We start from the raw sequence: 11972 nt of genomic DNA on the forward strand, positions 1-11972 counted from the left end.
TGGGTGATTTTTATACAATACAGCCCTTCTACGCTGGTCCGGGGCTGCCAAGGGTCCTACCAAAAGTGATACAGTGAGTGCTTGATTATGGGAAGGTGCCATGCAGCCAATTTTTACGCTTCACGACTTCTTCACGCGCAGCGGCGCCCAAGTACGGCTCTACCATCTCGGTCGACGTCTGGCGCCCTGTTTGCTAGACGAGCTAGCCGCCTTCGAGGCTCAACGTCAGCCCTGGTCAATGCCATGGCAAGGGCAGGCGCGATTCGCCTGCGTCTTCACTATTGGCGATGCCACCGAACCGCTGACCTGGTTCCTGTCGCTGCCGCTGGATGAGCAGGGATACTTGATGTCCGCCCCCCGGGACGCCTTTATCCAACGCCTGCTTGAGACGCTTGGCCACAGCGTAGCGACACTTGGTGAAGAGAGCCGAGTGGACAATCTGATGAAAGACAATCCGCTGGCCTTTACCCCCTCTTTACCCTTGCAAGCGATGCTGCATGCCCGCGCCAGCCACGACCTGAACCGGCCGACAAGTGAGCACCTGGAGCTTGTCGAAAATTACCTGACCGACGCGCAAGACACTGCGTCAGAAAGCCAATGGCAGGCACTCGGCCTTCAGGGACTCGCAGACTTCGCAACACACCACGATGCCGACCAGGCTCATGCGCTTGCCAAGCGTTTGCCAGCACTACCCAAGGAAGTATTGCACTCACTGTGCTACTGCCTTGAACATGTTGAACTGGACATCGAACTGATTATGAGCCTACGCGCTCGCGGCGAAAAGGCGGCGCGCGAAGCTGATATCGAGACGTTCTGTGCGTGCGTGCGAGCGATAGGCGCAAGCCAGGACGACAGTGTCGGCAACTGGTATGGCGAGTTACTCGACGACCCTGCCGCCTGTGGCCCTGACCTGCTCGCGGCCATTGCGGCACGAGGCTGGGAGCACCTAGAAGATGCTCAGCGGCTGCCGCGCTATCTTGAGCGCCTGGCTGAGCAACCATCGGTAGACTTCACGGCGATGGTGCGAGACCTGGCACTGATCCCAAGGCTGCGCCTGCCACTGCTGATGCAATTGCGTGATGCAGCGACTCACTCGCCGGTTGGACAACGGCTAGCCAACCTGCACCGCTGACCCGGAGGGATCATGAAAGCACTGCCCTATCACGCCAAGGCGGTCATCGGCCGCCGCGAGATGGTGACGCTTCCCGATCTGGGGTTGACCCTTTGCTGCAAGGCCGACACTGGAGCACGCACATCGGCCCTTCATGCCGAGGAAATTGAGACGTTCGAAGAAGATGGCCATACCTGGGTCAGCTTCGTGACCCGTGGTGGTGGGCCTGAAAGCCCGCCTCATCCAGTGCGCCTTCACCTGCATGACCGGCGACTGGTCACCAGTTCCAACGGCCAGGCCGAATGGCGATACGTAGTGCGCACACGCCTGCAAATTGGTGATCTCGACTTCATGGCAGAACTAAGCCTGACTCACCGTGGCGATATGCGACATCCCATGCTGCTTGGACGGCGTGCCATGCGCCGCCTGTTAGTCGCCCCCGGCGCCGCCTTCCTTCATGGCGAGCCCTGACCCCTACAAGGAGCTGATGTATGCATATCGCCCTGCTATCACGCAATCGCCATCTTTATTCAACTCGCCGCCTGATCGAAGCGGCAGAGCAGCGCGGCCATACTGCTCGGGTCATCGACACGCTGCGCTGTTACATGAACATCACATCGCACCGGCCCTCTATTCACTATAAAGGGGAAGAACTCGAGCCCTTCGATGCGGTGATTCCGCGCATCGGCTCATCAGTGACCTTCTATGGATGTGCCGTACTGCGACAGTTCGAGATGATGGGCACTTATGTCCTCAACGACAACGTGTCAATAACCCGCTCTCGGGATAAACTGCGCTCCCTGCAACTGCTTTCGCGCAAGGGCGTTGGCCTGCCTGTGACCGGCTTCGCCCACTCGCCCGATGACATCCCCGACTTGATCACCATGGTCAAGGGGGCTCCCTTGGTCATCAAGCTGCTGGAAGGCACTCAAGGTATCGGGGTAGTGCTTGCCGAGACCAACCAGGCGGCGGAAAGCGTGATCCAGGCTTTCATGGGCATGAAGGCGAACATCATGGTTCAGGAGTACATCAAGGAAGCCAAAGGCGCAGACATTCGCTGCCTGGTGATCGGTGACAAGGTGGTGGCCTCAATGAAGCGTCAGGCCGCCGAAGGCGAGTTCCGCTCCAACTTGCACCGCGGCGGCAGCGCCAGTGTGATTCGTATCACACCGGAAGAGCGCTCCACGGCGATCCGTGCCGCCAAGGCCATGGGACTGCGCGTAGCAGGGGTTGACCTGTTGCGCTCGAATCACGGACCGGTGATCATGGAGGTCAACTCCTCGCCAGGCCTGCAAGGCATCGAGACGGCCACCGGCAAGGACATCGCCGGTCTGATCGTCGAAAACCTGGAAAAACACGCGGCCCCCAAACGCAAGGCTCCGCCGAAGCCCAAGGGCTAGTGCGACGCTCTCGAGTCGAGCGGCTCGAGAGTTTTTCTCGTCACGGGGTAGCAAAACACCGTTTCCCCGCGCACAATCTGCGTCACCGGAGGAGGTGACTGCTCATGTTTCTCGATAATCGCCAAGTGGCGATGGACAGCTTGCTCGAAGCGCTGGCCGATAGCCTCGACTACTTCCAAGACAACATCGAACGCCTGCGTCCGGCGTTGCGTGAAGTGCTGAAACCGCACTATGAGGCACGCCATAAGGAAATGCAGAAGCTGCAGACGCTGGCCAAGCGTCATCTCAACCTGCTTCCTCGAGATGCCGATGTCGAACGTGACGACTACATGTGGCTCTGGAGCCGGCTGAAGAGCTTTGTCGGCAACGACAGCCAGGTACTCATCGGTGAGCTACTCGAACAGGAGCGGGTGCTGATGCAAGCACTCGCCACGCTTCACACACACCCGCTGCCCGACTCTATCGAGCCGGTCATTGAGCGTTGCTGGAAGGGCTGTCGTAAGCTGATTCGAGAGCTTTATCAACTTCAGAAACAGAACCGCTAGCCTCTTTTCTGACAGGCGGCGCAGCACTATCGCCTGAGTTCGCTGCAGGCAAGCTCCCCTCCCCATCCATAGTAGGAGCCTGTGGCGAACCTTTTCCCTCATGCAACGCCCCTTGCAACCGCAAAGACACGGCCACGGCCACCGGCGATATCCGCGGTGGTTTAGCGATCACCAGCGGCTCCTTGGGGCCAAGGAAGTACGCTTCTCGCCCCCAGAGATAAAGATCGCCAAGCGTCGCCAGTCGCGCCAACCACTCCCGGGCGCGCAGTCGCCAGATACCATCAGCAGACTCAGCTTGAACCGCACAGCCCTCGACCTGCAGACCTGACGCATCGGCAATAAACATGGCTCTGGGTAAATGCCAGGCCTGACTGATCAGTAGCGCACGCTCAACATCAAATACCGCTTGGGCACGAACCAGCGTATCGAAAGTGCTGAAACCCGCGTAATCCAGGGTCATGTCAACGTCGCGCACACGGCGATTCCGCAGCTCTCGCCACATGCTCACGGGTTCGTTGTAGTAACGGGTACGATTGTCACCGGACAGCAGCAAGTGGCTGACGCGTCGTTCACGCATCAGGTAAGCGGCTGCATCGATTCGCGCCGCAAAGTACGGGTTACGCCCTCCTTGGCGACTCCATAGCGAGGTCCCGAACACGATACCAACCGGCGCCTGGACACACTGCGCCAGCTGATGCTCGATACGGCCACGAGTCCTCTCTACCATCCAAAGATTTGCGGCGACTCCCAGCACCACCAGGCATACCACCAAGGCGCCTAGCGTCATCAGGATGGCTCTAAGACCTCTCCCCCATTTCCGGTACATGCAAGCCTACCCTTTGCTGTCTATCGGCCCTTGGGCGCATGTCGATCGTTAAATGCCCCGATCCTGTTACCAGAAACGGGGCATTGTCTGCGCGTCTAGCAAGATGTTCTCAGCCGTTCGACATGCGTTTTTCCATGTCAATCGCTTCACGGTACGCGAGCCCCAATAGCGAGAGTCGGCCAAGAACTGTCAACAGCGGGTTTCGGAAGTAGTAGATAACCTCAGAACATACCCAGTTCGAGCCTGGCTTCCTCACTCATCATCTCGCGACTCCAGGGCGGGTCGAAGACGATTTCGACGTGCACCTTGCTGATCTGTGGAGCACCGAGAATCTTGTTACGGGCGTCGGCGGCAATGACATCCCCCATGCCACAGCCAGGGGCGGTAAGCGTCATGCGAATGGTGACGATGCGATCGCCATTCAGCAATCGATCGATGCGACAGCCATAGACCAAGCCCAACTCGACGATATCAACCGGAATTTCCGGATCAAAACAAGTGCGCAGCTGGTCCCAGACAAACTGTTCGATCTGCTCTTCGCTGGCATCCTCAGGCAAGGTGGGGCGTGGCAGTGACTCGAGGCCCAAGGCATCAAGGTTAGCACCCTCGACCAAGAATAAGCGACCTTCGAAGGCCACACTGACGGTACTGCCCTTGGCCTGCATCACCGAGACGATGCTGTCTTCGGTCAGCTTTACGGTCTTGCCGAAGGGAATGGAGATCACATCCACATCCCGTTGCAAGGGCATTTCCTGACCCTTATAGAGCCCATCAACTTGTTCCATTGCCGACATTGTCTCCTCCGGAATCAGTTAGCGCACCATACCAATCACACGCTCCAGGGATTCGACGAAGATGTCGATCTCCTCGGGGGTGTTGTAGGCGGCGAAAGACGCGCGGCAGGTGGCATCAACACCGAAGTGAGAAAGCAACGGTTGAGCGCAATGATGGCCGGTGCGTATCGCTACGCCAAGCTGATCAATCAGCAAGCCGATGTCTTGGCTGTGTGCACCATCGACCACGAAGGACATGACGGCAGCCTTGCCTGGCGCGGTTCCCAGAATCCGCAGGCCGTCGATACGCGAAAGCTCCCGGGTGGCATGCTCGGTGAGGCGATGCTCCCAGGCACGGATCAGCGGCAGCCCGATGCCCGCCACCCAGTCGAGCGCCGCCCCCAGCGCGATCACCTCGGCGATCGCCGGTGTGCCGGCCTCGAACTTGTGGGGAATGTCGGCGAAGGTGCTGCCGGCCTCGAAGGAAACCGTCTTGATCATTTCGCCACCACCCTGCCACGGCGGCATGGCACTCAGTAGCTCTGCCTTGCCATAGAGCACGCCGATGCCAGTGGGCCCATAGACTTTGTGGCCCGAGAAGGCGTAGAAGTCAGCGTCCATGGCCACGACGTCGATCTGCTCATGAGGTGCTGCCTGAGCGCCGTCGACCAGAATCAGGGCGTCGTGAGCATGGGCCACCCGCGCCATGTCTGAGATCGGATTGACAGTACCAAAGGCATTGGAGACATGATTCACAGCCACCAGACGCGTCCGCTCGGTGAACAGATCGCGATAAGCGTCTTGGTCGAGCACACCACGCTCATCGACCGGGATCACCTTGATAGTGAAGCCGATCTCAGCGGCCAGCAATTGCCAGGGCACGATGTTGGAATGATGCTCGAGCTGGGAAATCAGTACCTCGTCGCCAGCTTTGAGGTTGGCACGCCCCCAAGCGTTCGCGACCAGGTTAATGGCCTCGGTAGTGCCTCGTGTGAAAATTATCTCACGGATCTCACGGGCATTGATGAAGGCTCGCACCTTATCACGCGTGCGCTCGAAGGCCGCGGTCGCTTCATCAGACAAGGTATGCAGGCCACGATGGATATTGGCGTTGTAGCGCCCATAGTAGTCATCGAAGACCTCAATCACCTGCCGTGGCGTCTGGCAGGTGGCGGCGTTATCGAGATACACCAGCGGTTTGCCATGCACTTCCCGATCGAGGATCGGGAAGTCATTGCGCACCTTGGCCACGTCCAGCATCAGGTCACTGAAGTCGGTCATGACTCACTCCTCATCCAGGGCAGCAGCCGCTTCGACCAGTCCGGCCAGGTTGAAGCGCTCCGGCAGCTTGCCCGCCACCGTCCGCTCGACCCGCTCGGCGATCGCGTCCAGGGCTACCTGATCCATGACCTCGCCGGCAAAGGCCAGGGTCAACAGGCCGCGCGCGGTCTCGTCACTGATACCCCGGGCACGCAATGCGAAGATGGCTTCTTCATCGAGCTGGCCGGTGGTCGCCCCGTGGGAGCACTTGACGTCATCCGCGTAAATCTCGAGCTCAGGCTTGGTGTCGATCTCGGCGCGATCAGAAAGCAGCAGGTTGGCATTGCTCTGATGAGCCTCGATCTTCTGACTGTCGCGGCGCACGATCACCTTGCCATTGAAGACACCGTGGGCGCGGTCGCCGAGAATGCCCTTGTAGTTCTCGTTGGAGAAGGTATGGGGCGCGTTATGATTGACCAGCGTATGGTTATCGACGTGCTGACGCCCCTGAGCGAAGAAGAGCCCAAAGTAGTTCGCCTCAGCGCCCTGGGCATTCATATCGGCGACGATATCATTGCGTACCAGCGAGCCCCCCAGGTTCAGATTGAAGGACGTGAAGCGGCTGTCGCGACCCTGGTCGATATGCAGGCTCGAGACATGCAGATCCGTGAGCGCGGCTTCCTGAAGCTTGTAATGCGTCAGAATCGCACCACGCTCGAGCATGACCTCTGAGACCAGGTTAGAGAAGTTGGCGGCACCCTCTTCGCCCACCTGGTGCTCGATCACCGTGGCCTCACTGCGCGAGCCGGCCTCGATCAGCACCCGCGGGTGGCTCATCAAGGGCACCTGATTGGCACGGGAAAGGAACTGCACCAGGATCGGCGCCTCGACCACCGTCCCCGGTGCCAGCCGAATCACCGCGCCCTCTTCGGCAAAGGCGGTGTTCAATGCCGTGAACGGCGAAAAGTCGACACCCGCGAGACGCCCAAGAGCGCCGCCTACGGCTTCATGGTTAGCGGCCAGTGCCTGAGACAGCGGCTCCACGCTGACACCTGCCGGCAGGGCCGCCAGATCAGAGAGCTCGGGGGCAAAGATACCGTCGACGAAGGTCAGGCGCAGGGCCTTGAGGGGCAGCGTCAGCGCAGCCGCCGTCGCAGGCGACAGCGGCGTCACATCCTGCGCATCCTGAGACAGGGTGAAATCGCCGCGGGCGATCGCCCGTACATCAGTGTACTTGAACGCCTCGTCACGGCGAGTCGGGAACCCCATTGCTTCGAAGCGTGCCGCACCGGCCTGGCGACGGGCAGCAACCCAGGTGGGCTCGGCGCCTCGGCGATCGGCGCGTGCGCTCAATGCATCGAGAAAGGTCTGTTCGTCGCTCATGCCGCGGATTCCTCCAGGACCCATTCATAGCCCCGCGATTCGAGTTCATGGGCCAGCGCCTTGTCGCCGGTCTTGACGATGCGACCATCAACCAGCACGTGAACCACGTCCGGCACGATATGATCGAGAAGGCGCTGGTAGTGAGTGACCATCAGGATGGCGCGATTGGCATCACGCAGCGAGTTGACGCCATCGGCGACAACCTTCATGGCGTCGATATCGAGGCCTGAATCGATCTCATCAAGCATCGCCAGCTTCGGCTGGAGCAACAGCATCTGCAGGATCTCGTTGCGCTTCTTCTCGCCACCCGAGAAGCCTTCATTGACGGCGCGTTGCAAAAAGCTCGAATCCATCTTCATGAAGTTGATCTTTTCACGCACCAGCTTCATGAACTCCGGCGCAGGGATCTCATCTTCGCCACGCGCCGCGCGCTGAGCATTCAGGGCTGCCTTGAGCAGATAGATGTTCTTCACGCCGGGGATCTCGACCGGATACTGGAAGCCGAGCAGCATGCCGGCACAAGCACGCTCCTCAATCTCCATCTCCAGCACATCCCGACCTTCAAAAGTGATCGAGCCGCTGGTCACTTCATAGCCATCCTTACCCGCGATCACTGCCGACAGTGTCGACTTTCCGGCGCCGTTAGGCCCCATGATGGCATGGACCTCACCCGGGTTGACCGAGAGCGAAAGGCCCTTGAGGATTTCCTTGCCTTCCACCGTGACGTGCAGATCCTTGACTTCGAGCATGTTGACACCTTGATTCGGTTCGGGCCGCCGCGCGGCCTTGTAAGATTCGATGACGGAGACGGTAATTGAGCCAGGCGGCGCTTAGCCGACAGCCCCTTCCAATGTCACATTGAGCAGCGCCTCGGCTTCGACGGCGAACTCCATGGGCAACTCCTGGAAGACGTCTTTGCAGAAGCCATTGACGATCATGCTGACCGCGTCTTCCTCGGAGATACCCCGGCTCTGGCAATAGAACAGCTGGTCCTCGCCGATTTTCGAGGTGGTCGCCTCGTGCTCGACGGTCGCTGTGCTGTTACCGATCTCCTGATACGGGAAAGTGTGAGCGCCACACTGGTCACCGATCAGCAGCGAATCGCACTGAGTAAAGTTGCGCGCGCCCTTGGCCCTAGGCCCGATCTTGACCAGGCCGCGATAGGACTGGTTACTGCGACCGGCGGAGATGCCCTTGGAGATGATGCTGGAACGGGTGCCCTCACCGATGTGAATCATCTTGGTACCGGTGTCGGCCTGCTGACGACCGTTGGTCACGGCGACCGAGTAGAACTCACCGATGCTGTCTTTGCCGCGCAGCACGCAGGACGGATACTTCCAGGTAATCGCCGAGCCGGTCTCGACCTGGGTCCAGCTGATCCGCGAACGGTCACCCCGGCAGTCACCGCGCTTGGTCACGAAATTGTAGATACCGCCCTTGCCATCTTCGTCACCCGGGTACCAGTTCTGGACCGTGGAGTACTTGATGTAGGCGTCTTCCAAGGCCACCAACTCGACCACTGCCGCGTGCAACTGGTTCTCATCACGTTGCGGTGCGGTGCAGCCTTCGAGATAGGAGACCTGAGCCTGCTTTTCGCAGATGATCAGGGTGCGCTCGAACTGCCCGGTATTGGCGGCATTGATGCGGAAATAGGTGGAGAGCTCCATCGGGCAGGTCACGCCTTCCGGCACGAAGACGAAGGAGCCGTCGGTAAACACTGCCGAGTTGAGCGCCGCGAAGTAGTTATCGGCAGACGGCACCACCGTGCCCAGATACTGCTTGATCAACTCCGGGTAATCGCGGATGGCTTCCGAGATGGAGCAGAAGATCACGCCCGCCTCGGCCAGCTTGTCCTTGAATGTCGTTGTCACGGACACCGAGTCGAAAACCGCGTCCACGGCCACGCCAGCAAGGGCCGCCCGCTCATGCAGCGGAATGCCCAGCTTCTCGTAGGTCTCGAGCAGCTTGGGGTCGACTTCATCAAGGCTCTGAGGACGATCTTCGTCCTTCTTCGGCGCGCTGTAGTAGGAGATCGCCTGGTAGTCGATCGGCGGATAGTCCAGGTGCGCCCAGGACGGCGAGGTCATCTTCAGCCACTGATGATAGGCCTTGAGACGCCACTCGAGCATCCATTCTGGCTCGCCTTTCTTCTTCGAGATGAAGGCGATGGTGTTCTCATCGAGGCCGGGCGGCATCGTGTCGCTTTCAATGTCTGTCACGAACCCTTGGGTGTATTCGCGACGGACAAGCTGCTCCATTTCTTCACTTGCCATGGTCTATCTCCTCCCGGTCAGTTGGAATCGAGGAATCCGGGCGTTGTACGTTAGCAACCGGCCTCGCTGGCCAGGGTCACGGATTGAATGGGTAGCCTGACCGGCAACTTGATTGGCGTGGTTTCGGCTAGATGCGCGAGCGTCACGCTGTCGAGCAGCGTACGCACGGCAAGCGACACTCTCTGCCAGTTGTCGGACACACCGCAGGTTGCGGCCAAATCACAGTCACCGTCATCTTGGCTGCACTCGGTCATCGCCACTGGGCCTTCAATGGCTGTAATGATGTCAGAGGCACTGATCTGGGAGGCTGGCCGCGCCAGGCGATAACCGCCTTGGGCACCGCGCTGCGACGTCAATAAACCAGCGCGTACCAGCATCTTCAACGTCTTGCTCACCGTGGGGTGAGGCAGCTGAACCTCTTCAGCCAAGTCCGCAGCGGCATGCGGCTGCTCCGGATGACGAGCGATCTGCGCCATGACCACGGCAGCGTAATCGGTCAAACGGGACAGTTTCAGCATGGTGCCACTCCTTACTGAGCGCAGTACGCATCGCACGGTGACGGCTTACTTGGCGAAGCGACCTCGGATTGAGGACCATTTTAGTCCTGTATAAAGGCGATGTGAAGCCTTCCTCCTCTCCCCGACAGGATTGTCGAAAGATGTCGACATAATCGATGCCAATACCAACGCAAACACCAATCAATCGCATTTACTGACATCCCCTGTCCCCTTTCGCTCGAAGCAAGATCTGCAGATAAACCACACCTTCCCCAAAAAAATAAAAAACGCATGAATATCAGATACATAAAAACAATCAAGCTTGGGGCGTCTGCTATAGGCGACATTATAAACCACTGAATAAAAAGGATTTTTAAAAACCCGCCTCTCAGCGTTGCCAACTCGCAACGCAAGCTCGTCCATCTCGCACCGGCCACCGGCTTCTATGACGACCAGATAATCTCAAGATATTGAAATATATATATAAATATAAAAATGGCCTTTTATTTGCCTTCTCCAGCAGGATATCCAACGCATAAATAGGGAGCCGTGCTGCCATGCACATTACGATTTTTGGATCTGGTTATGTCGGCCTTGTCACTGGTGCCTGCCTTGCTGAGGTCGGCCACGAAGTCACCTGTGTCGACATCGATGCTGACAAGGTCGAGCGCCTCCAGGCGGGTGAGATTCCTATCTACGAACCGGGCCTGTCACCGATCATTCAGCAGAATGTGGCAGACGGCCGACTGAGATTCACGACCGATGCGGCCGAAGGGGTGGCCTTCGGCACGCTACAGTTCATCGCCGTTGGTACCCCATCGGATGAAGACGGTAGCGCCGATCTCAAGTATGTCCTGGAAGTCGCGCGTACCATCGGCCGCCATATGAACGAGTACAAGGTCGTCGTCGACAAGTCTACGGTCCCCGTCGGCACTGGCTCGCTAGTGCATGAAGCGGTGGCCGAGACCCTCGCCGAACGAGGCGTCAGCCTCGACTTCGATGTCTGCTCCAACCCGGAATTCCTCAAGGAAGGCGCGGCCGTCGAAGACTTCAGCCGTGGGGCACGCATCGTGGTAGGGACCGAGTCGGAAAAGGTGCGTGGTTACATGCGTGAATGCTACGCGCCCTACAACCGGCAGAAGGACAAGCTGATGTTCATGGACGTACGTAGCGCGGAGCTAACCAAGTACGCCGCAAACGCCATGCTGGCGACCAAGATCAGCTTCATCAACGAGATCGCCAACCTTGCCGAACGCCTGGGTGCCGATATCGAACATGTCCGCCACGGCATCGGTAGCGATCCGCGTATTGGCTATAGCTTTATCTATCCAGGCTGCGGCTATGGGGGTTCCTGCTTCCCCAAAGACGTCAAGGCACTGGCCCTCACCGCCAAGCAAGTCGGCGAGCCAGCCAGCATGCTCAATGCCGTTGAACAAGTGAATGCAGGACAGAAGACCCGCTTGTTCGACAAGCTGGTACAGGCCTTCGATGGTGACCTGGCCGGCAAAACGATCGCCGTCTGGGGCCTCGCCTTCAAGCCAAACACCGACGATATGCGAGAAGCGCCGAGTCGTGCACTCATGGAATCTCTGTGGCAGGCCGGTGCCAAGGTTCAGGCCTTTGATCCCGAAGCCGCTGACGAATGTCGCCGTATCTATGGTGAGCGCGACGACCTTGAACTTGCCACACGCCGTGATGACACCCTGGAAGGTGCCCATGCGCTGGTGATCTGCACGGAATGGAAGGCTTTCCGCACCGTCGATTTCGAACAGCTGCATGAGTCACTTCTCACACCCACCCTGATCGATGGGCGCAACCTCTTCGATCCCCAGGCCGTCGCTTCAGCGGGTCTGGCCTACTACGCCATCGGCCGGGGCAACTCGCTTAAGCCCGCACTGGCCTAG

General features: G+C 59.0%; 12 protein-coding genes. 5 read left to right on the forward strand and 7 right to left on the reverse strand.

Translation table 11 applies throughout. The features are described from left to right. Positions 1–100 precede the first annotated feature (100 nt). From ETC27_RS00565 to ETC27_RS00580, 4 genes are all read left to right on the forward strand, one after another. Positions 101–1132, forward strand: coding sequence for a DUF3549 family protein (locus tag ETC27_RS00565; RefSeq protein WP_136253049.1), 1032 nt, complete (start codon positions 101–103; stop codon positions 1130–1132). A gap of 12 nt (positions 1133–1144) precedes the next feature. Continuing rightward, positions 1145–1582 carry an ATP-dependent zinc protease family protein gene (locus ETC27_RS00570; RefSeq protein ID WP_136253050.1) on the forward strand — a complete coding sequence of 146 codons (438 nt, stop codon included), beginning with the start codon at positions 1145–1147 and terminating at the stop codon, positions 1580–1582. A 20-nt stretch (positions 1583–1602) separates the two neighbouring features. Then, positions 1603–2511: a 30S ribosomal protein S6--L-glutamate ligase gene (rimK, locus tag ETC27_RS00575; RefSeq protein WP_136253051.1), complete on the forward strand. Its 909-nt coding sequence runs from the start codon at positions 1603–1605 to the stop codon at positions 2509–2511. A 104-nt stretch (positions 2512–2615) separates the two neighbouring features. Then, complete coding sequence (locus ETC27_RS00580; RefSeq protein WP_136253052.1) at positions 2616–3056, forward strand: hypothetical protein; 441 nt, start codon at positions 2616–2618, stop codon at positions 3054–3056. Here ETC27_RS00580 and ETC27_RS00585 read toward each other — a convergent pair. From ETC27_RS00585 to ETC27_RS00615, 7 genes are all read right to left on the reverse strand, one after another. After that, positions 2983–3843 carry a SanA/YdcF family protein gene (locus ETC27_RS00585; protein ID WP_136253053.1) on the reverse strand — a complete coding sequence of 287 codons (861 nt, stop codon included), beginning with the start codon at positions 3841–3843 and terminating at the stop codon, positions 2983–2985. The genes ETC27_RS00580 and ETC27_RS00585 overlap by 74 nt on opposite strands. Positions 3844–4103: 260 nt before the next feature. Further along, positions 4104–4667 (reverse strand): putative Fe-S cluster assembly protein SufT, encoded by a 564-nt coding sequence (gene sufT, locus ETC27_RS00590; RefSeq protein ID WP_136253054.1) that lies wholly within the window; start codon positions 4665–4667, stop codon positions 4104–4106. A gap of 27 nt (positions 4668–4694) precedes the next feature. Beyond that, positions 4695–5936 carry a cysteine desulfurase gene (locus ETC27_RS00595; protein ID WP_136253055.1) on the reverse strand — a complete coding sequence of 414 codons (1242 nt, stop codon included), beginning with the start codon at positions 5934–5936 and terminating at the stop codon, positions 4695–4697. 3 nt (positions 5937–5939) lie between these two features. After that, on the reverse strand, positions 5940–7298 hold the full coding sequence (sufD, locus tag ETC27_RS00600) for a Fe-S cluster assembly protein SufD (RefSeq protein ID WP_136253056.1): 1359 nt from the start codon (positions 7296–7298) through the stop codon (positions 5940–5942). After that, a complete protein-coding gene (gene sufC / locus ETC27_RS00605) occupies positions 7295–8047 on the reverse strand; it encodes a Fe-S cluster assembly ATPase SufC (RefSeq protein WP_136253057.1) in 753 nt (250 codons plus the stop codon). The genes sufD and sufC overlap by 4 nt, the downstream gene beginning before the upstream one ends. Positions 8048–8128: 81 nt before the next feature. Beyond that, a complete protein-coding gene (gene sufB / locus ETC27_RS00610) occupies positions 8129–9571 on the reverse strand; it encodes a Fe-S cluster assembly protein SufB (RefSeq protein ID WP_136253058.1) in 1443 nt (480 codons plus the stop codon). Between the two features lie 50 nt (positions 9572–9621). Next, positions 9622–10089: an SUF system Fe-S cluster assembly regulator gene (locus tag ETC27_RS00615; protein ID WP_136253059.1), complete on the reverse strand. Its 468-nt coding sequence runs from the start codon at positions 10087–10089 to the stop codon at positions 9622–9624. 536 nt (positions 10090–10625) lie between these two features. Between ETC27_RS00615 and ETC27_RS00620 the strand changes: the two genes are divergently transcribed. Further along, a complete protein-coding gene (locus ETC27_RS00620) occupies positions 10626–11972 on the forward strand; it encodes a UDP-glucose dehydrogenase family protein (protein ID WP_136253060.1) in 1347 nt (448 codons plus the stop codon).

The organism is Onishia niordana (assembly GCF_004798965.1).
GTDB lineage: Bacteria > Pseudomonadota > Gammaproteobacteria > Pseudomonadales > Halomonadaceae > Onishia > Onishia niordana.

Excerpts from the sequence above, each read along its gene's own strand:
- sufD (WP_136253056.1), bottom strand. The coding sequence starts at position 7,298 with ATGAGCGACGAACAGACCTTTCTCGATGCATTGAGCGCACGCGCCGAT.
- ETC27_RS00570 (WP_136253050.1), top strand. The coding sequence starts at position 1,145 with ATGAAAGCACTGCCCTATCACGCCAAGGCGGTCATCGGCCGCCGCGAG.
- ETC27_RS00615 (WP_136253059.1), bottom strand. The coding sequence starts at position 10,089 with ATGCTGAAACTGTCCCGTTTGACCGATTACGCTGCCGTGGTCATGGCG.
- rimK (WP_136253051.1), top strand. The coding sequence starts at position 1,603 with ATGCATATCGCCCTGCTATCACGCAATCGCCATCTTTATTCAACTCGC.
- sufC (WP_136253057.1), bottom strand. The coding sequence starts at position 8,047 with ATGCTCGAAGTCAAGGATCTGCACGTCACGGTGGAAGGCAAGGAAATC.
- ETC27_RS00595 (WP_136253055.1), bottom strand. The coding sequence starts at position 5,936 with ATGACCGACTTCAGTGACCTGATGCTGGACGTGGCCAAGGTGCGCAAT.
- sufT (WP_136253054.1), bottom strand. The coding sequence starts at position 4,667 with ATGGAACAAGTTGATGGGCTCTATAAGGGTCAGGAAATGCCCTTGCAA.
- ETC27_RS00565 (WP_136253049.1), top strand. The coding sequence starts at position 101 with ATGCAGCCAATTTTTACGCTTCACGACTTCTTCACGCGCAGCGGCGCC.
- ETC27_RS00580 (WP_136253052.1), top strand. The coding sequence starts at position 2,616 with ATGTTTCTCGATAATCGCCAAGTGGCGATGGACAGCTTGCTCGAAGCG.
- ETC27_RS00585 (WP_136253053.1), bottom strand. The coding sequence starts at position 3,843 with ATGACGCTAGGCGCCTTGGTGGTATGCCTGGTGGTGCTGGGAGTCGCC.
- ETC27_RS00620 (WP_136253060.1), top strand. The coding sequence starts at position 10,626 with ATGCACATTACGATTTTTGGATCTGGTTATGTCGGCCTTGTCACTGGT.
- sufB (WP_136253058.1), bottom strand. The coding sequence starts at position 9,571 with ATGGCAAGTGAAGAAATGGAGCAGCTTGTCCGTCGCGAATACACCCAA.